The sequence below is a fragment of the Bradyrhizobium sp. 33ap4 genome (assembly GCF_032654765.1).
In the GTDB taxonomy this organism is placed as follows: Bacteria; Pseudomonadota; Alphaproteobacteria; order Rhizobiales; family Xanthobacteraceae; genus Bradyrhizobium; species Bradyrhizobium australafricanum.
On sequence record NZ_JAUMTJ010000014.1, the window covers coordinates 134,779 to 156,430 of the forward strand.

Consider the following 21,652-nt stretch of genomic DNA (forward strand, 5'->3'; position numbering starts at 1 on the left):
TACGAGTGAGAGCCGCGAGAAATAAGGCGCTCAAACGTCATCGAATGGCGATATACTCGCGCTGACAAGTCCTGACCTGGACACAAGTTGCGGGAATTGACGACGCTTGAACAACACCGACGTCCCGCAGCCCGGCACACCGCCCGCCACCGCGAGCTCGACGCACTCGCCGCTGGAGGTGCTGCTCATCTTCTTCAAGCTCGGCGTCAGCTGCTTCGGCGGCCCGATCGCCCATATCGGCTATTTCCGCGACGAGTTCGTCACCCGCAGGCGCTGGCTTGACGAACAGGCCTATGCGGATCTGGTCGCGCTCTGCCAATTCCTGCCGGGCCCTGCGAGCAGCCAGGTCGGCTTTTCGCTCGGCCTGATGCGCGCCGGGTACCTGGGGGCGCTGGCCGCCTGGACCGGATTCACGCTGCCCTCGGCGATCGCGCTCGTGCTGTTTGCCTTCGGCGCCAGCGGATTGAGCGGCCCTGCGGGTAGCGGCCTGGTGCATGGCCTCAAGCTGGTTGCGGTGGCGATCGTCGCCCAGGCCGTCTGGGGCATGGCGCGCTCGCTTTGCCCCGATCGCGAACGCGCCTCGATCGCGACGGTCGCAGCACTCGTCATCCTCGCCAGTTCGTCGTCGATCGCGCAGATCGGCGCGATCATTCTCGGCGCCATCGCCGGGCTTTGGTTCTGCCGGGCGCACCAGGCCAACGGAGTCACCCATATCGCGATGCCGGTATCGCGCCGCGTTGGCGTCGCGGCGCTGATCCTGTTTGTCGCGCTGTTGGTCGGACTGCCGCTGCTGTCGCGGACATGGCCCGGCCTCGGCCTGTTCGAGGCCTTCTACCGCTCGGGCGCGCTGGTGTTCGGCGGCGGCCACGTCGTGTTGCCGCTGCTGCGCGAAGCCGTGGTGACGCCGGGCTTTATCGGCGACGATGCGTTCCTGACCGGCTACGGCGCCGCGCAGGCGGTGCCGGGCCCGCTGTTCACCTTTGCCGCCTATCTCGGCGCCGTGATCGGCGGCCTGCCGGGCGCGATCGTCGGCCTCGTCGGCGTCTTCCTGCCGGGACTTCTCGTGCTGCTCGCGGCGCTGCCGTTCTGGGATAGCTTTCGCAAACGGCCGGCGGCGCAGGCGATGATGCGCGGCGTCAACGCCGCCGTCGTCGGCCTTCTGGGGGCCGCGCTCTACAATCCGGTGTGGACCAGCAGCGTGCACCGTCCGCTCGATTTCGGCATCGCGCTGGCCGGCTTCGTCCTGCTCACGGCATGGCGCGCGCCGCCGCTCGTGGTGGTCGTGCTCAGCGCGGCCGCCGGCATCGCCACGGGGCTCCTGCAATCGTGAACGATCGCGCGGTCGTTTCGCCGGGTGGATTAAGAACGCCTTCATGCCTCGCCGCCACGATAGCGGATATATGCCGAGCGTTTCTAAACAACCGGATCCGACCCGAGTTCCCGTGCTGGACCTGCTGCGGCTCGCCGCGGTCGGGGCCGTGATCCTGTACCATTACGGCTTCTGGGGCGTGGCATCGAACGGCGTGCAAAAGGTGGCGATGCCGTACCTCGCCCCGGTCGCGCAATACGGCTTCCTCGGCGTCCCCGTGTTCTTCGCGATCTCTGGCTTCGTCATCGCCTATTCCGCCGAAGGCCGCACGCCGGTCGGTTTCGCGATCGCCCGCTTCAGCCGGATCTATCCGACCTTCGTCATCTGCATGACGCTGACCTTCCTCGCGACGCTGCTGTTGGGCCACGCGTACTTCCACGTGACGTGGGGGCAATGGCTGGCAAACCTCTTTATCGCAGCCCCGATGCTCGGTCAGCCCTACATGGACGACGCCTACTGGTCGCTAGTGATCGAGGTCGTATTCTACGTCTGGATCACGCTGTTCCTGGCCTGGGGCATCTTTCCGCGGCGCATCGACACGCTCATCGTGGCGTGGATCGCAATCACCTTCGCCAACGAGCTGACCCTCGACGTTCCCCTGTTCGAAAAGCTGTTCATGGCCGACGACAGCGGCTTCTTCGCCGTCGGGCTCCTGATCTATGAGCACTACCGGGGACGGCGCGACACCAGGCTGTACAGCCTGCTGACGCTGGCGATCGGCACGGCGACGTTCCAGGCCGTGCACAAGCTGGAGCGGCTCGGCGTCCACACCCATGGCAGCTTCGATCCCCGCGTCGTGACGGTGATCTGCATCGTCTCGCTCGGCATCGTGTTCGCCGCCACTCGCATCAAGTCGGTAGCCCTGCCTGCAGGCCTCGTCAGGGCCGTCGGCGGCATCACCTATCCGCTCTATCTGCTGCATCTGCAGCTCGGCTACGTCATCCTGCTCTTGATCACACCAACGCCGGACGCGCTGTCGACCGCGCTGGTCGTGACGGGCATGGTGGTGCTGGCATGGCTCGTCTGGCGCTTCCTCGAAGGCCCCGCGCATTATCCCGTCAGGGACAGGCTGACGACGCTGGCCTCGCGGCACGGATGGCCGTCACGCGTTCGCGCGAACGAAGCCCGGATCGATCGGGACGACGTTGCCTCGCCAATCGAGGCCAGCAGCATCGCCAACCGCTGATCAGTTCGGCGCACATCGCCGGAACAGCATCCACCCAACGTTGCCGCCGCCGCGAACTTGGGCCGAAGCGAACACCATCATTCATCTGCGATGCGTGGAGACGACGGTCAGGCGCAAGCGGGCGGACGGGCCCCGGGGCGCCTCTGTATCCTTAGACCCGCCCGCTCCATTCTTGATCTCCGGGCATTTCCATTGCCAGTTCATTCGCCAGCTCGAGCGCTTCCTTGACGTCAGGCGTACCTAGACCTTCCGTGAACGTTCGAACGACGGGTAGCAACAGCTCGGCCGCTCGCGCCTGTTTGCCGGAATGTCGCCATAGGCGCGCCAGGCTGACAGCTGACCGTAATTCAAAGGACCGCGCGCTTTGCCTGCGCGCCAGCTCGATCGAGGCGAGGAACATTCGCTCGGCGGATTCAACGGACGATGATCTCGAGTCATTGAGCGTCATCTCACCTTGCAGACGATAGATCTCGGCTTCGTAAAAATGCTCTCCCGTTCTTCTCCCGATCGCCAGTGCGCTGTCGAGTTCGTGCAAGGCAGCATCCGGCAAGCCGGCACTTGCATAAGCCTTCGCGAGCAGGCTTCTGAACCAGCAACTGGCTAGCCGGGCGCTCATGCCCTCGTAACCGTCGATAGCCATTCGCATCTGGTTCAATCCCTCATCGACATTCCCGAGCTCGGTCATCGCCCATCCTCGCAGGATGGTCGTCTGATGCTTCCAATGCAGGAAGCCGTGTTCCGATGAGAGAGCCAGTGCCCTGTTGGTGTAGTCGTGGGTCCCTTCGACATCGCGGAGATGCTGGCAAACGTAAGCGCCGAATGTCAGCGCAAATGACAGCGTGAAGGGGTGGCGAAGGTCTTCCGCTTCCGAAATAGCCTGCTGGCTATATCGGCGCGCCGCGTCAGGACGGCCCAGAAACCACGACACGTACCCGAGATACGAGAGCGAGACGATGCCAGGATGGATGCCATGCGTTGCCGTCAGGGCGCCGTGTAGATCAGGACTGTACAGATTCCTGAAGCGATGAAGGTGATGTTCGGCGGCGTCAAACCGCCCGCGGTACAGCATGGTCATCGCGATCGCCCGATGCGCCTCGATCAGATATCCCGTCTGTTGCGTCGCGGACGAACTTTGGTTCGATGCCTCGCGCCTTGCGAACTGCAGGAGCTCCGCGCTCAGCTCATGCGCCCGTGCGAGATCGCCGCGGATGAAGTGGCACACCCAAAGTCCGCGCGTCGCCGCAAAGACCTTCGCCATGTTGCCAAGATTCCGGCCGAGTTCGAGCGCGCGAACATAGTTCTCCTCGACTTCCTGCACGGCGTATCCCTTTGCCGCGATCAGGGCGGTGCCCAGGGCGATGCGAAGCTCAAGCTCGGACTCGTTTCGGCCCTGCATGCCGGGTGAGGCTTGCAGAACCCCGAGCCCACGACGCAAATGACCGATCGCCTCCAGAGTCGCACCCTTCATTGCGGCCTGCTTTCCGGCCTTGAGCCAGAAACCCGCAGCCGGCTCGCTTTGTCCAGACTCGGTCAGGTGGTAGGCGAGAAGCTCCGGTTCGCGCTCGATCTTTTCCGGATATTTTTCGGCCAGCACGCGTCCGATCTTGGCGTGCAGCGTCCGTCTTTCCCTGTGCAACAAGCTTTCATGCGCCGCATTCTGGATCATCACGTGCTTGAACGAGTACAGCGCCTCCGGCAGAAAGCCGAAGCGGACGATTAATCCGGCTGCCTCCAGATGGTTCAGGGCGGCTTCGATCTGGTCCGCCGGCGCTTCGGCAACCTCGCGAAGGATCTCATAAGAAAACTCGCGGCCGATGGTAGCGCCGATCTGCGCGATTTTCTTGAACGATCCCATCCGGTCGAGGCGGGCCATCAGGGAATCGTTCAATGTCGCGGGAATAGCGAGCTGATGCCACGGACCGGACAAGACGTAACGTCCATGTTGCTCAGTCAAGACGTCGGATTCGAGAACGGCCTTGGTCAGCTCTTCAAGGAAGAGCGGCACGCCATCGGTTTTGACAATGATGTCCTCAATCACCTCTCGGGGAAGCTCCTTTTCTCCAGCCACACGTTCGACCAATATCGTGCGGACCTGTCGGCCGAGACGCTTGAGGTTCGCACTGATGGTGTGCGCGTGATCCTTCCAACCCGGCTGAAACTCCGGACGACCGGTGATCACGACAAGGATCGACGTGGTGCGAACGTTCTCCACCAGCAGATCGAGTACGGCCCGCGAGGTGGGATCGATCCAATGTGCGTCCTCAAAATCGATCAGGAGCGTCTGCCCGCGCGCTTGCGCGAGCAGATGGTTGACGAGCGTGGCGATCGTCGCATCCTTCAGCTGTTGCGGCGAGAGATCCAGGGCCGCGTAGCGGTCCCCGGTGGGAATTGAAAGCAACGCCGCAAGGATCGGCACCACTGTGTCCGCCTCGCCGTTCGAGGCGGCGACACCAGCTTCAAGCTTTGTCAGCCAAAGCGCAGACGCGTTCTCGCCGTCAAGGCCGAGCGCGAATTTGAGATGCTCGATGAAGGGGTGAAAAGCGGTGCTGCTGTAATAGGGAGAGCACTGGAACGAAACTTGTCCGTGCTGATCACCTGCGATCCGCTCCCGCAATTCCTGAACGATCCTGGACTTTCCAATTCCCGGCTCGCCGGTCAGCAGCACGACCTGCCCCTCATGGGCTTTCGCTTGCTGCCAACGCGTGAGCAGCAGCGCAACCTCTTCGGTGCGGTTGACCAGCGGCGTCAATCGGGAGCCCATGGCTGCGGCAAATCGCGTCTCGGCGCGGCAGGGCCGAACCACGAGCCAGGCCTGGGCCTTCGCGGATATCCCCTTCAGCGCGTGAAATCCGAAGTCCTGGTAGTCGAACTTTCCTCTCAGCAGGGATTGCGTCGAAGACGCAATGACGACGCCGTCCGGAGGCGCCAAGGCCTGCAGACGGGCAGCCAGATTTGGGGTCTCGCCGACTGCGGAATCGTGCTCCTCGGTGTCCTGTCCGACCAGGTCTCCGACGACAACAAGGCCGGTCGCAATCCCGATGCGCACACTGGGCTCATGACTTGCAACGTCGCGGGCGTCACTCGCTCTCGCCGACGACAGGCTCCGTACAATTTCGAGCGCCGCGCGCACCGACCGCTCGGCGTCATCCTCATGCGCATTCGGATAGCCGAAATAGACCAGAATGCCGTCCCCGAGGTAGCGGGCCGCGAAGCCTTCGTACCGCTTGACCACGCTGACGCACTTTTCCCTGAAGCTCGCGATCACGTCGCGGACGTCTTCGGGATCGAACTGCTCGGACAGCGAGGTCGAACCGACCATGTCGCAGAACATCACGGTCAGCTGGCGCCGCTCGGCGCTCACCGCCGCGCTTTCCGCGACGCTCCTACCGCCGGCGGGACCTTTTGCCGAACGGGTCAGGGAAGCAACCGCGCGCTGCAAGCGCTTGCGGTCTCCCAGCGGAAGTCCAAGTTCGACCAGATCCTGCTCGGTCAAATCGGGCAGGATGTCCAAACCGATGCGATGCAGGACAAAGAGGTCGCTATACTGGCCGAGATCAACGGTTTCGAGCCAGTGCTTGAGAGCAGCCTCCATATCGGCGCTTGGCTGTTTCTCCGGCATTGTGATCCGTCCGACTGCGGGCCATCGGCGACAATGGGCCTCGTTCGACGATGCCAAGGGACCTGTTTACCCCAGACTGGACGCGTTCACAAAGTGCGAAAACAAGGAGCAGACCGATCGAAGACGCACTCTGCCCTCGGTCACTCGGATATTCGAGATAGCGCACGCGCTGGTATTTTGGCCCTTCGCCGACTGCGATGGCGCTGTAGGCGAAACCAGAGTCGCCCCCTCGGGCGCCATCATCCAACCTCCGGCATGTTCGGTACTCGGCGCGACAAAGGCGCCCGGCGAACGACGGCGTGACTCACGAATTTGCGCGCGGAGCCATTCGATTTTGCGCGCTATGACAGGCAGCCCCTGCCACCGAGTTGCCCGTCTGGGGCTATCCAGTCCTTGGCAACGCTGCCCGGTGCCGTGACCAGCGATTGCTCGCCAATCCGGCACGGAACACCGCGTCAGCGCTGTTGGGGATGGTCTGCGCGAACCATCGGTCGACATCCGGCGAGGTTTGGGTCGTCGGCTCATCGCGATAGCGAAGCCGGCCATAGGCCCCCCGCATCACCATCGTCGTCTTCTCGACGGTTTGACGAGGGTACAGGGTTGCAGCCAGTTTGAGACAGAGATCGTCGAGATCATCCGCGTGCGTGTCGTCCGAGATAGCCGGCACGACGCTGCGGCACTGCGCGCGACCCAGCACGTAGATGACGGGATTTCTCGTTCGCCAGCACAAGCAGAATTCAGCCGGCGCCGCCGGGTGACCGAACTCCGCCGTCATAGCGGTATCGAACATCCGCTTGAAAGAGCCGCGACCACGATGCGTGTCTCTGACGGCGGTACCCGAGAGATAGATCACCGACGTGCTGGCAAGGGCGAGGCGCTGAATGATGAGGTAAGCCACGCATTCACCGCCGTGATGGAGCAGGACAATGCCGTGGTCGGGCTTGAACGGAGAGTGTTCGCGGGACCAGAACTTTTCCTCCGTCAACCAATTCGTGTCGATGATGCTGTTGATGCTCTCGAGCACTGCATCGCGGCGTTGTTCCGGGACTTCAGAGGCGATTTGAAACAGCTCGCTGGTGACAGCCCCGGGCTGCGTCGCGATCACGATAGCGGCTCCTTGGTCATCGACTTCAGGTTGCTTTGGCAGAATACGGCACCCATGATCGGCCAGGCAAGCCGGCCCCGAGAAAGCTCAGCACTCCGGTTGACCCAAATCGCCATCCCGACGGCGCAAGCTCCCGCAGCGGCGCGCCCCCACTACGACTGTCATCGTCCGCGAAAGCGGGCGATCCAGTACGCCGCGGCCTCTCGGTTCGAGCACAACTGTCTCTGGAATACTGGGCGGATTCAACCGGTCGAGCCGGGCGATCAAAGCTGCAAGTGGGGACGCAATGACGGCGCGGTGCGCCTCGTCACCATGACGGGTCGGTTGCAGAAGTCCGCAAATGTCACAGCCCCAAGCGTGGCGACGCATGACTTCGGAATAATGGAAAAATATCGCTGATTTGCCCGACGTGTCAAGTTGCCGTGTCGAACACGCTAGCTGTCGGCTCCTTTGCATGGGGTTGTTTTCGATATTTTGGTCGTGCGCCCCGGCGCCAGCGGGCTATCGCCTGTGGCGCTCAGCCCCCGATCGTCATGCCCGGTCAAGCCGGGCGGTGACACCGAAGGTGGCGGACGACCGACGAACTGCCGGCACGACCGGGCCGAAAACACCCTCGAATCACGCCCAATCAATTCAAAAATGGCCCGTCCCTCACCCCGCGCAGGGCCAAAATCCCTGCAAGACCCTTGACATAGCTGCCCTTTCGGCAGAACGCGTGTGGTCAAGCCGTTATGGACACTTCATGGATTTGATTAGCACGACCTCCGACCTCGCCGCCGCCTGCGACCGGCTCGCCAAACACAAGGTCATCACTGTCGACACCGAGTTCCTGCGGGAGACGACCTACTATCCGCTGCTCTGCGTCGTGCAGATGGCCAGCGCGGACGAAGCCGTCGTGGTCGACGCGCTGGCACCCGGCATCGACCTCAAGCCGTTCTTCGACCTGATGTCGAACGAGGCCGTGCTCAAGGTATTCCACGCCGCGCGGCAGGACATCGAAATCGTCTGGCACCTGTCCGGCACGATCCCGCATCCGATCTTCGACACCCAGGTCGCCGCCATGGTGCTCGGCTATGGCGACAGCATCGCCTACGACCAGCTCGTCGACCGCGTCACCGGCCACCGCCCCGACAAGACCCATCGCTTCACCGACTGGTCGCGCCGGCCGCTGACCGACGAGCAGCTCCACTACGCCGTCTCCGACGTGACGCATCTGCGCGAAGTGTTCGCAGCCCTCGATGCCGATCTGAAGAAGCGCGACCGTAGTGACTGGGTCAGCGAGGAGATGGAGGTCCTGACCTCGCCGAAGACCTACGACTTCCATCCCGAGCGCGCCTGGGAGCGGCTCAAGACCCGCGTGCGTAAGCCGCGCGAGCTCGCGGTGCTGATCGAGGTCGCGGCCTGGCGCGAGCAGGAGGCGCAGAGCCGCGACGTGCCGCGTTCGCGCGTGCTCAAGGACGATGCGGTCGGCGATATCGCCACCCATGCGCCGACCTCGCTGGAGAAGCTCGGCAATCTGCGCTCGCTGCCGAAGGGCTTTGAGCGCTCGAAATGGGGCGCTGACATCATTGCCGCCGTGCAGCGCGGGCTCGCCCGCGACCAGGCCATGCTGCCCAAGCTGGAGAAGCCGAGAAACAATTCCAACGGCGCGGCGACCGTCGAGCTGTTGAAGGTGCTGCTGCGCATGACCTCGGAGCGCCACGGCGTCGCCAGCAAGGTGATCGCCACCGTCGACGACCTCGAGCAGATCGCGGCCAGCGATCAGGCCGAGGTCGGCGCCCTGCACGGCTGGCGCCGCGAACTGTTCGGCGAGGCCGCGCTCAAGCTCAAGCACGGCCAGCTTGCGCTGGCGATCGACAAGGGCCGCGTGGTGCGGGTGGACCGGGGTTAGCGCGTCCGCCTGGTGCCCGCCAGGTTCCACCGGCAGTCGGCCAGTGGCCGAACGTGTTGCCCCAGAGTTCGACCGGCACAGGCTGAGGTTGCGTCACGCAAAACCACCGCGCTTGCTAAGGCGCAATTTTCGTGTTGCAATCCGTTCACAATCGGATTTGCGGCCGTTCGACTGTGCGTTTCGCGACGTTGATATCCAAGGCTTCGATGTACAGGGCCTCGAGAGGCGAAACTTCGGACTTGAAGACTTTGGATCTGACGACCCGGGAAGTGAACAGACAGCGCAAAGTCCGCTTGTGGCGTGGCACGTGGAAAACGTGGCCGCGTCTTTTTTATGTCTAAACTGGGAGAGAGACGATGCCGAAGGGTACCGTCAAATGGTTCAACCCGACCAAAGGTTACGGGTTCATCAAGCCAGCCGTCGGCGACAAGGACGTGTTCGTCCACATCTCGGCGGTCGAGCGCGCGGGCCTCAGCACATTGAACGAGAACCAGTCCGTCGAGTACGAGCTGGTGGAGAACCGCGGCAAGGCGTCGGCAGAGAACCTCAAGGTTCACTGAACGCCGCTGCCAGCGGAATTCATCCTGATGCCTCCCCCGGCCGCATCACCCCGGGGGATGTCTCCTGCAACCGCGCGCTAAGGCGCCGGCGCGATCAGGGTATGGTCGGTTGCGCCGCTGCCCAGGGTCCTGCAGAGATCGCCTTCCAGCTTGAGCCGGCCGCTCGCCAGCAGCCGCAGCGCCTCCGGATAGATGCGATGCTCGATGGTGATCACGCGCGCGGCGAGCGTCTCGGCCGTGTCGTCGTCAGCGACCGTGACCGCGCCCTGCATCACGATCGGTCCGGCGTCGGTCTCCGGGATCACGAAATGCACCGTCGCTCCGGACAGCTTGACCCCTGCACGCAACGCCTGGCCGTGCGGATCGAGACCCGGAAAGCAAGGCAGCAGCGAGGGATGGATGTTGAGCATCCGCCCGTACCAGTGCCGCGCGAACTCGGCGGTGAACAGCCGCATGAAGCCGCCGAGGCAGATCAGCTCGACCTGCCTGTCGTCGAGCGCCCGCTGCAGCACGGCCTCGAAGCCGGCGCGGTCCTTGCCGAACGGCTTGCTCTCGATGACGATGGTCGCAATGCCGCTCGCGGCCGCCTTCTCGAGCCCGGCAGCATCGGCACGGTTCGAGATCACAGCCACGATCTCGGCCGGGAAATCCTCAGCCTTCGCAGCCTCGATCAGCGCGGCCATGTTGGAGCCGCGGCCGGAGATCAGGATGGCGACGCGGCGCTTCATCGCGAGAGATCGAGATGACCGTTATAGACCACGCGATGCTCGCCTTTGGCCTCGATCACCTCGCCGAGCAGCGCCACGGTCTCGCCGCCGGCGGTGAACGCCTCGGTCACGGCGTCGACCGCATCAGCCTTGACGATCGCGATCATGCCGATGCCGCAGTTGAAGGTGCGCAGCAGCTCGAGCTCGGCGATGCCGCCCTGCTCGGCCAGCCATTTGAACACCGGCAGCACCGGCAGCCGCGCCAGATCGATGCCGACGCCGAGATGCTTCGGCAGCACGCGCGGAATGTTGTCGGTGAAGCCGCCGCCGGTGATGTGGGCGAGCCCCTTCACCGCGCCGGTGTCGCGGATCGCGCGCAGGCAGGATTTCACATAGAGCCTGGTCGGCGTCAGCAGCGCGGCGCCAAGCGTCATGACCGGCGCGAACGGCGCCGGCGCGTCATAGGCAACGCCGGACTGCTCGACGATCTTGCGCACCAGCGAATAGCCGTTGGAGTGCACGCCGGAGGAAGCCAGCCCGATCACGGCATCGCCCGCCGCGATATCCGCGGTCGGCAGCAGCGTGCCGCGCTCGGCCGCGCCGACCGCAAAGCCGCCGAGGTCGTAATCGCCATCCTTGTAGAGGCCGGGCATCTCGGCGGTTTCGCCGCCGATCAGCGCGCAGCCGGATTCGCGGCAACCCTCGGCGATACCAGCGACGATCTGCGCGGTGGCCTCCGGGTGCAGCTTGCCGCAGGCGAAATAGTCGAGGAAGAACAGCGGTTCCGCGCCCTGCACGACGAGGTCGTTGACCGACATCGCGACCAGATCGATGCCGATGCCGCCATGAATGCCGGTCTCGATCGCGATCTTCAGCTTGGTGCCGACGCCATCGGTCGCGGCCACCAGGACCGGATCCTTGAAGCCGGCGGCCTTGAGGTCGAACAGCCCGCCGAAACCACCGATCTCGGCGTCCGCGCCAGGCCGCGCGGTGGCCCGCACCATCGGCTTGATCAGATCGACCAGTCGATTGCCGGCGTCGATATCGACACCCGAATCCGCGTAAGTGAGCCCGTTTTTGCGCTCGGTCATGCCCAATTCCAGATGATCAGGGGCTGGTTACGAGGAATTCCGCCCCCGCGCAATGGCTCGCGGCGCTGCTGCCGCGATACTATGTAGATAACACAAGGCGGCTGCGCAAAAGAGCCGGATATCGAGTAAAATCAGGCTTCTAGCCGGGAAGCGATCCAAGTTGAGCATTCCGAACATCATCACCCTCGGCCGCATCATCCTGGTGCCGGTGATCGTCTGGGCCATCGTGTCCAGCCAGATGGAGATTGCGTTCGCGATCTTCGTGATCGCCGGCGTCTCGGACGCGGTCGACGGTTTCCTCGCCAAGCGCTTCAACATGACGAGCGAGCTCGGCGCCCTGCTCGATCCGCTCGCCGACAAGGCGCTCCTGGTGTCGATCTATGTCGCGCTCGGAATCTGGGGCGCGGTGCCGCGCTGGATCGTGATTCTCGTGGTGTCACGCGACATCATGATCGTCTCCGCCGTGATTGTGTCATGGTTGTTCGACAAGCCAGTCGAGATGAAGCCGCTGATGGTGTCGAAGCTGAACACGGTGGCGCAGGTCGCGTTCGCAGCGCTGGTGCTGGCCTCGCTCGGCTTCGGCTTTCAGCCGCACCCTTACGACCTGATCCTGATGGGCCTGGTCACGATCTTTACTTTGGGTTCGGTGTCCCTCTATCTCGTGGAGTGGGTGCGGCACATGAGCACGATCGAAGCTCGGTAGGCGGGATCCGGAAAAGTGGAAGCCGGTTTTCCCGCGACAAACGCAACGCGTTTACGCATAGCTAGATAAAGTGGTTTGGAGACCTGCGTGGCCAGTAGCGTTCAACCTCGTCAATTGGCCTTGGCCCTGCCGCACGAGGAGAAGCTGACCCGCGACGATTTCCTTGAGGGCCCTGCCAATGAGGCGGCGCTGGCGCTGATCGACGGCTGGCCGGACTGGCCAAACCGAATCATGCTGCTGGTCGGGCCTGACGGCTCCGGCAAAAGCCACCTCGCCGCGATCTGGGCCGAGAGCGCCGGCGCGCGCTCGACCGCGGCGCATGCGCTGACCGCCGACACGGTGCCGACCGCGCTTGCGACCGGTGCGCTGGTGGTCGAGGACCTGAGGCCGTCGGATTTCGACGAGCGCGCGATGTTTCATCTGATGAATCTGGCGCGCCAGGACGATGCCTACGTGCTGATCACGGCGCGCATTCCGCCCTCGGCGTTCGAGATCGAATTGCGCGACCTGCGGTCGCGGCTCCGCGCGGTGCCGACCGTGACGCTGCTGCCGCCGGACGACCAGCTGTTCCGCGGCCTGATTGTCAAGTTCTGCGCCGACCGCCAGATGAGCGTGGACGAACCGCTCGTCAGCTATCTGAGCAACCGGATCGAGCGTTCCTACGTTGCCGTCCGGCAGGCGGTCGAGCTCCTGGATACCGAGGCACTCCGGCTCGGCCGTCCCGTCACGCGGGCGCTGGCGGCGGAGCTGTTGCGCGACGCCTGATCCATCCCGCGGCTTGACGGCGCAGGCGAGCGGAACATCAATGTCATCGAAACGTCATCGCAATATCACATGGTCTCTGCGGCTCTCGGCTACACCGCCCCGGCCCCTGCCCTGAATTGGACCAGCACTTTATGGACTCGGCACAAGCTACTGAAATCAAAGAAAAAGAGGCGGAGTTTCCCGCCATTCCCGCAATCGCGACCAGCCCCGAACGCTTCATCAACCGGGAGCTGTCCTGGCTGCACTTCAACCGGCGGGTGCTCGAGGAATCGGTCAATCTCGGCCATCCCGTGCTGGAGCGGGTCCGCTTCCTGTCGATTTCGGCGAATAACCTCGACGAGTTCTTCATGGTCCGTGTCGCCGGCATCAAGGCGCAGGTCCGCGAGGGCATTACCGAGCGCAGCCCGGACGGCCTGCTGCCGGCCGATCAGCTCGTGATGATCAACAAGACCGTCTCGCAGCTCGCCTCCGACCAGCAGGCGATCTGGAGCGACCTGCGGGATATCCTGGCCAAGGTCGGCATCCAGCTGGTCGACGGCCGCGACGTCACCAAGTCCGAGCGCAGCTGGATCGAGGATCACTTCCTCCACAGCATCTTCCCGCTGCTGACGCCGCTGGCGATCGACCCGGCGCATCCCTTCCCGTTCATCCCGAATCTCGGCTTCACGGTGGCGCTGCAATTGTCGCGGATCTCCGACGGCAAGGCGATGAACGCGCTGATCCGCATGCCCGGCAAGATCGACCGCTTCATCCGCATCCCCTCCACCAAGGAAGGCGCGCCGGCGCGGCTGATCACGCTGGAGCAGGCCACCGGTCTCTTCATCGGCCGCCTGTTCCCCGGCTACACCGTCAAGGGCCAAGGCGCATTCCGCATCATCAGAGACTCCGAACTCGAAATCGAGGAAGAGGCCGAAGACCTCGTTCGCCTGTTCGAGACCGCGCTCAAGCGGCGACGCCGCGGGTCGGTGATCCGGCTCGAGATCGAGGCCACGATGCCAGAGGAGCTGCGCATCTTCGTGCAGCACGCCTTGTCGGCCGCAGACGACGAAGTGATCCTGGTCGACGGCGTGCTGGCGATGAACGAGCTGTCGCAGCTCACCCGCCTCAATCGCCCCGACCTCGAATTCCCGCCCTATGTGCCGCGCCACCCCGAGCGGGTGCGCGATCATGGCGGCGATATCTTCGCCGCCATCCGCCAGAAGGACCTCGTGGTCCATCACCCCTACGAATCCTTCGACGTCGTGGTGCAGTTCCTGCAGCAGGCGGCACGCGATCCCGACGTGGTCGCGATCAAGCAGACGCTCTATCGCACCTCGAACAATTCGCCGATCGTGCGCGCGCTGGCGGAAGCCGCCGAGGCCGGCAAGTCGGTGACCGCGCTGATCGAGCTGAAGGCGCGCTTCGACGAGGAAGCCAATATCCGCTGGGCCCGCGACCTCGAACGCGCCGGCGTGCAGGTGGTCTACGGCTTCATCGAATTGAAGACGCATGCCAAGCTGTCGATGGTGGTGCGCCGCGAGGGCGGCAATCTCACGACCTATGTGCACACCGGCACCGGCAACTATCACCCGGTCACCGCGCGCATCTACACCGACCTCTCCTACTTCACCTCGGATCCGATCATCGGCCGCGACGTCGCGCGGGTCTTCAACTACATCACCGGCTATGCCGAGCCGAGCGACATCGAGAAGATGGCGGTGTCGCCGCTGACGCTGCGCAAGCGGATCATCGAGCACATCCACGGCGAGATCGCGCACGTCAAGCACGGCCGGCCCGGCGCGGTCTGGATGAAGATGAATGCGCTGGTCGACCCTGATATCATCGACGCGCTGTACGAGGCCTCGCAGGCCGGCGTCTCGGTCGAGCTCGTGGTGCGCGGCATCTGCTGCCTGCGGCCGGGGCTGCCGGGACTGTCGGAGAACATCCGCGTCAAATCGGTGATCGGCCGGTTCCTGGAACACGGCCGAATCTATTGCTTCGGCATGGGTCAGGGCCTGCCGAGCACAAAAGCTGCTGTGTATATCTCGTCCGCCGACATGATGCCGCGGAACCTCGACCGTCGCGTCGAGGTTCTCTGTCCGCTGCAAAATCCCACGGTGCATCAGCAGGTTCTCGAACAGATCATGGTCGCGAACCTGAAGGACACCGAGCAAAGCTGGCAATTGTTGCCGGATGGGTCGTCAACGCGTATGAAGGCCGCGAAAGGCGAAGAGCCCTTCAATCTGCATGACTACTTCATGACAAATCCGAGTCTGTCCGGCCGTGGTAAGTCTCTCAAGGAATCTTCACCGCGCCGTCTCACGCGTCGCAACGAGCGTCAGCAGCCATCGTCTTAAGGGGGCCTTACGGTGAAGCGGCCGCGGAAGCGCGCTTCCAGCGTCGCTGTCATCGATATCGGCTCGAACTCGGTTCGTCTCGTGGTCTACGAGGCGATGGCGCGCAGCCTCATCACAATCTTCAACGAGAAGGCGCTGTGCGGGCTCGGGCGCGAGGTGCAGAGCACCGGCCTGCTCGCAACCGATGCCGTCAACAAGGCGCTCACCGCGCTGCGCCGTTTTCGTGCGCTGTGCAGGATCCAGCAAGTCGGCCGCGTCTACGCGATCGCGACCGCGGCCTGCCGCGACGCCAAGAACGGTCCGGACTTCATCGCCAAGGCCGAGCGCATCTGCGGCGCCAAGATCGAGATCCTCACCGGGCCGCGTGAAGCGAAGCTATCCGCGCTCGGCGTCGTCTCGGGCGTGCACAATCCGAACGGCATCGTCGGCGATCTCGGCGGCGGCTCGCTTGAACTGATCGATGTCAAGGGCAGCCGCGTGCGCAGCGGCGTGACGCTGCCGCTCGGCAGCCTCGCGCTGCAGGACCTCTCCAACAAATCGCTCAAGCGCGCCGAACGCATCGTCAAGAACGAGCTGCTCGGCGTCGCCCAGCTCAAGACCGGGCGTGGCCGTACCTTCTATGCCGTCGGCGGCACCTGGCGTGCGCTGGCGCGCATTCACATCATCCAGAGCGGCTACCCGCTCAAGGTGATGCACGGCTATTCGATCCCGGCGGCCGACGCCCTCGACTTCGCGCAGCGGCTGCGACGGCTGGCGGCCACCAACATGCTGGCCAATATCGAGTCGGTCGCCGACGCGCGGCGGCCGCTATTGGCCTATGCCGCGCTCGTGCTCGAATACATCATCCGCGTGGCCCAGCCGAAGACCATCGTGTTCTCGACCTTCGGCGTACGCGAGGGCCTGCTCTACGAGATGCTGCCGCAGGCCGAACGCGCCAAGGACGGACTGCTGTGCGCCGCGCAGAACCTCAACGAATTGCTGTCGCGCTCGGCCCGCCACGCCCAGGAGCTGACGGCGTGGACCGACCGGCTGGTGCGCGTCGTCAGGCTGCGCGAGACTGAGGAAGACCGCAGGCTGCGGCACGTCGCCTGCCTGCTCTCCGACATCGGCTGGCGGGTGCATCCCGATCATCGCGGCGAGGAAACCCTCAGCCTGATCATGAACGGCAATTTCGGCTCGATCACGCATCAGGGCCGCGCCTTCGTCGCGCTCTCGGTGTTCTATCGCTACGCCGGGCTCAGCGAGGAAAACGAGCCGCCGCCGCAGATCCGCGCGCTGGTGACGCCGGCGATGGACGAGCGCGCCCGCGTGCTCGGCGCCGCATTCCGCGTCGCGCATCTGATCACGGCGGCGCGCACCGGCGTGCTGCCGGCAACCCATTTCCGCACCCAGGGCCGCAAGCTGATGCTGGTGTTCGAGCACCGGATGGTGGATCTGGTCGCCGACCGCGTCGGCAGCCGCTTCAAGCAATTGGCGCGGCTGGTCGGGCGCGCCGGCTCGATCGTGCGGCGCTAGGGCATGATCCGGAAAAGTGCGAAGCGGTTTTCCCTCGCGACAAACGCGGAATGCGCTTGCGCGGAGATCATGCTCAAACAACGAGCTCGACCCAATCGCATCGCGATTTAGGGCTCACGCCGCCTTGGCGGCGTGCTTGGCCTTGCGGAGTGCGTGGCGGCGCCAGATCGACCCCACGACCAGCACCACGATGATGCCGAGCACCGCGAGCGCGATCTCGCCGCCATTGCCGCCATGGGCGAATTGCGGCGACATCCCGACCGACGTCAGCCAGGAATCGAGCTTGGTACCGAGCGGTCCGGCGAACAGCGCGTCCAGCTTCGGATACACGGCGGGATCGGTCGCGATGACGTCACCCGCGATCCAGCCGAGCAGCGCGGCACCGGCCCAGACCAGGACCGGCAGCTTGGTGAGCAGCGCCATGATCAGCGCCGCGCCGGCAACGATCAGGGGAACGCTGATCGCAAGTCCGAGCACCAGCAGCGGCACGCTGCCATTAGCGGCGGCAGCCACGGCGATCACATTGTCGAGGCTCATCACGATGTCGGCGACGACGACGATCTGAACCGCGGCCCACAGATGCGAGGCCGCGTGCACGCTGTCCTCGTCCTCCTGCTCCGGCACCAGCAGCTTGGCGGCAATCACGATCAGCGCCAGCCCGCCGACCAGCTTCAAATAGGGAAGCTCCATCAGGCTGGCGACGATGCCGGTGAAGATGACGCGCAGCAGCACCGCCGCGGCGGCGCCGAGAATCATGCCCCACAGGCGCTGGCGCGGCGCGAGCCCGCGGCAGGCGAGCGCGATCACGAGCGCGTTGTCGCCCGACAGCAGGACGTTGATCCAGATGATCTTGCCGACGGCGACCCAGAACGTCGGCGTCGCCATCTCGTTCTTGAATTCGGTGAAGAACGCGCCGATGTACGCCGGATCAAAGATCTGCCACAGCCAGTCCACAGCGAGTCCTATTCGGCCTTGCGGCCGCCCCTGGCGGCGGTCGTCCGCCGCTCCCCGGTTCTACTTCGACGCGGTCTCCTCGGGAGACCGCGCCACTTTCAGCAATACGGTGTCAGCCGACGATCTCGTTGCCGGCGAAGAACTGCGCGATCTCGATCACCGCGGTCTCCGGCGCATCCGAACCGTGCACCGAGTTCTCGCCGATCGACTTCGCATAGAGCTTGCGGATGGTGCCTTCAGCGGCCTTCGACGGGTCGGTCGCGCCCATCACGTCGCGATATTTCAGGATAGCGCCCTCGCCTTCCAGCACCTGGACCACAACCGGGCCCGAAGTCATGAAGTCGACCAGCTCGCCGAAGAACGGACGCGCCTTGTGGACGGCGTAGAAGGTCTCGGCCTGGCCGCGGGTCATACGGATGCGCTTCTGCGCCACGACCCGCAGGCCCGCCTTCTCGATCACCGCATTGACCGCGCCGGTCAGGTTGCGCTCGGTGGCGTCGGGTTTGATGATCGAAAAGGTGCGTTCAATCGCCATGATTTCGTCCTTGTAAACTTGGCTGGGAGTTGCCGGGGCTTATATCGGCGCGATGGGATAACGGCAAGCGACCCTGTGACGCGTTAGCCTTTAGTTTTGACGCATTTTCACGACGAAAACCGTCGTTAGGGCGCCCTCCGGACAGCGGCCGGCTCGGCCAACTTACCGCGATTTCACCTAGGTGAACCCATTCTGTCAGCGCCGTGCCGCTGCCGTTCAGCTCAAGTCACATAGGCTCTGCAGCGATCGGACGCCTTGCTGGCCCCCCATCCGCAAGCCTCACAGGACGTCTCGGGAAATGTCACCGCGGGCGTGTCGCGCGCGCCCATACCTCGAGGAGACGATCATGTTACGCAAACTCTCGCTTGCCGCCGTCGCCGCGGTTTCGCTCGGTGCCGCCGCGCTCGCCCCGACCTCCGCTTCTGCGTGGGGTGGTTGGCATGGCGGCTGGCACGGTGGATGGCACCACGGCTGGTGGGGCGGTCCGCGCGTCATCGTCGGCCCGGCCTATTACGGCGGTTATGGCTACGGCGGCGGCTGCTACGTGCGCCGCGTGGTGCCGACCCCGTGGGGGCCCCGCTGGCGCCTGGTCAACCGCTGCTACTGATCCATCGAATCTACGACTGCTCCCCTGACTTGCTTCTCGCCCCGGCCCTCGCGCCGGGGCTTTTTTCGGGTCCGCCGGGGGAACCCGGGCATATATGGGACCCACTACCTCAAGGCGAGAGCAAGGCGCGGAAACCAAATTCGGGGTCGCGACTTGTCATGGCGAGGAGCTACTCGAACATGCGAGGTGGAACTCGCCAAGAGACATGCCATGACGATGACAATGAGCAAGATCGACAAGGACGCCGATCAGATTGATCACAAGACCTGCCGTTACATCTGCGATGCCGTAGGCGAACGGCTTCAGCAAAGCATGCGGCCAGAGCCCGCACTTTCGTCACGCCTGCAGCAACTCCTCGACGAGATGCAACGACGGGAAGGCGATCGCCATTAGATGTTGAGGGCTGACCAGCAGCCCAATTGCGTTTTTGCAACAGCTCCGGGAGAGATTTTACGAACAGACGGGGTTGCGTTTGGCGGCGGGTCCGGTGACAACGCTGCATGCTCTCCATCACTGACATCTCGGTCCGGATCGCCGGACGGCTGTTGATCGATCACAGTTCGGTGCAAATTGTACCCGGAGCCCGCGTCGGATTTGTCGGCCGCAACGGCGTCGGCAAATCGACGCTGTTTCACGCCATCCGGGGCGACATCCCGACCGAGAGCGGCAGCATCGCGCTGCCGCCGCGCTGGCGTATCGGCAGCCTCGCGCAGGAAGCGCCCGACGGGCCCGAAAGCCTGATCAACGTCGTGCTGAAGGCCGATCTCGAGCGCGACGCGCTGCTGCGCGAGGCCGAGACGGCGCACGATCCGCACCGGATTGCCGAAATCCAGACCCGGCTGGTCGACATCGACGCCCATTCCGCGCCCGCCCGTGCCGCGGCGATCCTCTCCGGCCTCGGCTTCTCGACATCAGACCAAGCGCGGCCGTGCGCGGAATTTTCCGGCGGCTGGCGCATGCGCGTGGCGCTGGCGGCGACGCTGTTCTCCGCGCCCGACCTCCTGCTGCTGGACGAGCCGACCAACTATCTCGATCTCGAAGGCACCTTGTGGCTCGAGAACCACCTCGCCAACTATCCGCGCACCGTGATCGTGATCAGCCACGACCGCGACCTGCTGGACACCTCGGTCGATCAGATCCTGCACCTCGATCGCGGCCGGCTGACGCTCTACAAGGGCACCTATTCCTCGTTCGAGGACCAGCGCGCCGCGCGCGAGTTGCTCGACGCCAAGCACGCCAAGCGGCAGGCCGATGAGCGCAAGCGCCTGCAGGATTTCGTCGACCGCTTCAAGGCCAAGGCCTCGAAGGCGCGGCAGGCGCAGTCGCGCGTGAAGATGCTGGAGCGGATGAAGCCGATCACCGCGCTGGTGACCCAGGATGTTCATGAGATCTCGTTCCCGGCGCCGGAGAAGCTGCTGTCGCCGCCGATCATCGCGGTCGATGACGTCTCGGTCGGCTACGAGCCCGGCAAGCCGGTGCTCAATCGCGTGACGCTGCGCGTCGATACCGACGACCGCATCGCGCTGTTAGGAGCCAACGGCAACGGCAAGTCGACGCTGGTCAAGCTGCTGGCGGGCAAGCTCGCGCCGATTGCCGGCCGGATCACGAGGGCCGACAAGCTGTCGGTCGGCTATTTCGCCCAACACCAGGTCGACGAGCTCAATCTCGACAGCTCGCCCTATGATCACATCCGCAAGCTGATGCCGGAGGCGCCGGAGAGCAAGGTGCGCGGCCGCGTCGGCGCGATCGGCTTCTCCGGCAAGGCCGGCGACACGCTGGTGAAGAGCCTGTCGGGCGGCGAGAAGGCGCGGCTGCTGCTGGGGCTTGCCACGTTCTACGGCCCGAACATGATCATCCTGGACGAGCCGACCAACCACCTCGATATCGACAGCCGTGCGGCGCTCGCGGAGGCGATCAACGAATTCCCCGGCGCCATCATCATGGTCTCGCATGATCGCTATCTGATCGAGGCCTGCGCCGACCGCCTGTGGGTCGTGGCCAACCAGACCGTCACGGCCTATGACGGCGATCTCGACGAATATCGACGCATGATCCTGTCGGCCAATGACGGCCGGCCGGCCTCGCGCGAGCGCGTCAAGGAGGCCGCGAAGCCGGAGCGCATCCGCAACGAGAAGCGTGCTTCACCCAGGCAGCGGGTCGCGCAAGCTGAGGCCGAGATCGAGCGCATCAACGCCATCATCGCCAAGATCGATACCGCACTCGCATTGCCCGATATTTTTACCCGCGACCCCAAGCAGGCCGCGCAACTGACCAAGGCGCGCGCCGGCGCCGAGAGCGCGTTACAGCGCGCCGAGGAAGACTGGCTGGAAGCCAGCGCCGAACTCGACGAAGCGGCGAGTTAGACCGGGCGGAGCCACATATCCGATGTCGTCCCTGCGAAAGCAGGACCCATAACCACAGATGGTCGTTGCTGCACGATCGTCGAACGACGAGTCCCCATAACCACATCCGCCGCGGCGTATGGGTCCCTGCTCCCGTGCGCAATTGCGCACTAGGCAGGGACGACCCGTGGAGGGAGCCGAGGCTCTCATTCTATCCGGTGTGATGTCCGCGCGTCCGGTATCATGCCCGCGCATGCAGGCATTGGCCTGCCGCTGCGGCGAAAACGCTCTAGGTGGTGTGGACACTTATCGCAGCCATAGGACGATGGCAGCGAGAGTGACGACGGCCCGGTAATTCCGGGCGGTC

General features: G+C 64.4%; 17 protein-coding genes. 11 read left to right on the top strand and 6 right to left on the bottom strand.

From position 1 onward, the window contains the following. Positions 1–106 precede the first annotated feature (106 nt). Entirely contained in the window at positions 107–1,330 is a 1,224-nt protein-coding gene (chrA, locus tag Q2M23_RS13340; protein ID WP_210262763.1) for a chromate efflux transporter, read from the top strand. A 112-nt stretch (positions 1,331–1,442) separates the two neighbouring features. After that, complete coding sequence (locus tag Q2M23_RS13345) at positions 1,443–2,555, top strand: acyltransferase (RefSeq protein ID WP_316395836.1); 1,113 nt, start codon at positions 1,443–1,445, stop codon at positions 2,553–2,555. A 151-nt stretch (positions 2,556–2,706) separates the two neighbouring features. On the opposite strand, the gene Q2M23_RS13350 is transcribed toward Q2M23_RS13345, so the two are convergent. After that, positions 2,707–6,174, bottom strand: coding sequence for an ATP-binding protein (locus Q2M23_RS13350; protein ID WP_316395837.1), 3,468 nt, complete (start codon positions 6,172–6,174; stop codon positions 2,707–2,709). 382 nt (positions 6,175–6,556) lie between these two features. Then, positions 6,557–7,279 carry a hypothetical protein gene (locus Q2M23_RS13355; RefSeq protein WP_316395838.1) on the bottom strand — a complete coding sequence of 241 codons (723 nt, stop codon included), beginning with the start codon at positions 7,277–7,279 and terminating at the stop codon, positions 6,557–6,559. Between the two features lie 742 nt (positions 7,280–8,021). Between Q2M23_RS13355 and rnd the strand changes: the two genes are divergently transcribed. Together rnd and Q2M23_RS13365 are read left to right on the top strand one after the other, a co-directional pair. After that, entirely contained in the window at positions 8,022–9,170 is a 1,149-nt protein-coding gene (rnd, locus tag Q2M23_RS13360) for a ribonuclease D (RefSeq protein ID WP_057019895.1), read from the top strand. Positions 9,171–9,526: 356 nt separating this feature from the next. Continuing rightward, complete coding sequence (locus tag Q2M23_RS13365) at positions 9,527–9,730, top strand: cold-shock protein (RefSeq protein ID WP_016847412.1); 204 nt, start codon at positions 9,527–9,529, stop codon at positions 9,728–9,730. A gap of 77 nt (positions 9,731–9,807) precedes the next feature. On the opposite strand, the gene purN is transcribed toward Q2M23_RS13365, so the two are convergent. Beyond that, positions 9,808–10,458, bottom strand: coding sequence for a phosphoribosylglycinamide formyltransferase (purN, locus tag Q2M23_RS13370; RefSeq protein ID WP_057019894.1), 651 nt, complete (start codon positions 10,456–10,458; stop codon positions 9,808–9,810). Continuing rightward, positions 10,455–11,528 carry a phosphoribosylformylglycinamidine cyclo-ligase gene (purM, locus tag Q2M23_RS13375; protein WP_316395839.1) on the bottom strand — a complete coding sequence of 358 codons (1,074 nt, stop codon included), beginning with the start codon at positions 11,526–11,528 and terminating at the stop codon, positions 10,455–10,457. The genes purN and purM overlap by 4 nt, the downstream gene beginning before the upstream one ends. A gap of 160 nt (positions 11,529–11,688) precedes the next feature. On the opposite strand from purM, the gene Q2M23_RS13380 reads away from it, so the two are divergent. The 4 genes from Q2M23_RS13380 (at position 11,689) to ppx (ending at position 16,847) form a co-directional block, all read left to right on the top strand. Beyond that, positions 11,689–12,231 (top strand): CDP-alcohol phosphatidyltransferase family protein, encoded by a 543-nt coding sequence (locus Q2M23_RS13380; RefSeq protein WP_028332358.1) that lies wholly within the window; start codon positions 11,689–11,691, stop codon positions 12,229–12,231. A gap of 87 nt (positions 12,232–12,318) precedes the next feature. After that, a complete protein-coding gene (locus Q2M23_RS13385) occupies positions 12,319–12,996 on the top strand; it encodes a DnaA ATPase domain-containing protein (RefSeq protein WP_316395840.1) in 678 nt (225 codons plus the stop codon). A gap of 131 nt (positions 12,997–13,127) precedes the next feature. Continuing rightward, a complete protein-coding gene (locus Q2M23_RS13390; protein ID WP_076831991.1) occupies positions 13,128–15,332 on the top strand; it encodes an RNA degradosome polyphosphate kinase in 2,205 nt (734 codons plus the stop codon). A 12-nt stretch (positions 15,333–15,344) separates the two neighbouring features. Beyond that, entirely contained in the window at positions 15,345–16,847 is a 1,503-nt protein-coding gene (gene ppx, locus Q2M23_RS13395) for an exopolyphosphatase (RefSeq protein WP_057019891.1), read from the top strand. Between the two features lie 114 nt (positions 16,848–16,961). On the opposite strand, the gene Q2M23_RS13400 is transcribed toward ppx, so the two are convergent. Continuing rightward, positions 16,962–17,801: a TerC family protein gene (locus tag Q2M23_RS13400; RefSeq protein ID WP_141340452.1), complete on the bottom strand. Its 840-nt coding sequence runs from the start codon at positions 17,799–17,801 to the stop codon at positions 16,962–16,964. Positions 17,802–17,913: 112 nt separating this feature from the next. Further along, on the bottom strand, positions 17,914–18,336 hold the full coding sequence (gene ndk, locus Q2M23_RS13405; RefSeq protein ID WP_016847423.1) for a nucleoside-diphosphate kinase: 423 nt from the start codon (positions 18,334–18,336) through the stop codon (positions 17,914–17,916). Between the two features lie 346 nt (positions 18,337–18,682). Between ndk and Q2M23_RS13410 the strand changes: the two genes are divergently transcribed. From Q2M23_RS13410 to Q2M23_RS13420, 3 genes are all read left to right on the top strand, one after another. Beyond that, positions 18,683–18,943, top strand: a complete 261-nt coding sequence (locus Q2M23_RS13410) for a sulfur globule protein precursor (RefSeq protein ID WP_316395841.1) — start codon at positions 18,683–18,685, stop codon at positions 18,941–18,943. A 222-nt stretch (positions 18,944–19,165) separates the two neighbouring features. Then, the gene (locus tag Q2M23_RS13415) at positions 19,166–19,336 is read left to right on the top strand and encodes a hypothetical protein (protein ID WP_167350433.1); all 171 of its coding nucleotides are present in this window, start codon (positions 19,166–19,168) and stop codon (positions 19,334–19,336) included. 107 nt (positions 19,337–19,443) lie between these two features. Then, on the top strand, positions 19,444–21,306 hold the full coding sequence (locus tag Q2M23_RS13420) for an ABC-F family ATP-binding cassette domain-containing protein (RefSeq protein ID WP_316395842.1): 1,863 nt from the start codon (positions 19,444–19,446) through the stop codon (positions 21,304–21,306). Positions 21,307–21,652 lie beyond the last annotated feature (346 nt).

Bases quoted from the DNA above. Each gene is read 5' to 3' on its own strand.
- Q2M23_RS13350 (WP_316395837.1), bottom strand. From the start codon at position 6,174: ATGCCGGAGAAACAGCCAAGCGCCGATATGGAGGCTGCTCTCAAGCAC.
- rnd (WP_057019895.1), top strand. From the start codon at position 8,022: ATGGATTTGATTAGCACGACCTCCGACCTCGCCGCCGCCTGCGACCGG.
- Q2M23_RS13365 (WP_016847412.1), top strand. From the start codon at position 9,527: ATGCCGAAGGGTACCGTCAAATGGTTCAACCCGACCAAAGGTTACGGG.
- purN (WP_057019894.1), bottom strand. From the start codon at position 10,458: ATGAAGCGCCGCGTCGCCATCCTGATCTCCGGCCGCGGCTCCAACATG.
- purM (WP_316395839.1), bottom strand. From the start codon at position 11,528: ATGACCGAGCGCAAAAACGGGCTCACTTACGCGGATTCGGGTGTCGAT.
- Q2M23_RS13390 (WP_076831991.1), top strand. From the start codon at position 13,128: ATGGACTCGGCACAAGCTACTGAAATCAAAGAAAAAGAGGCGGAGTTT.
- ndk (WP_016847423.1), bottom strand. From the start codon at position 18,336: ATGGCGATTGAACGCACCTTTTCGATCATCAAACCCGACGCCACCGAG.
- Q2M23_RS13410 (WP_316395841.1), top strand. From the start codon at position 18,683: ATGTTACGCAAACTCTCGCTTGCCGCCGTCGCCGCGGTTTCGCTCGGT.
- Q2M23_RS13415 (WP_167350433.1), top strand. From the start codon at position 19,166: ATGAGCAAGATCGACAAGGACGCCGATCAGATTGATCACAAGACCTGC.
- Q2M23_RS13420 (WP_316395842.1), top strand. From the start codon at position 19,444: ATGCTCTCCATCACTGACATCTCGGTCCGGATCGCCGGACGGCTGTTG.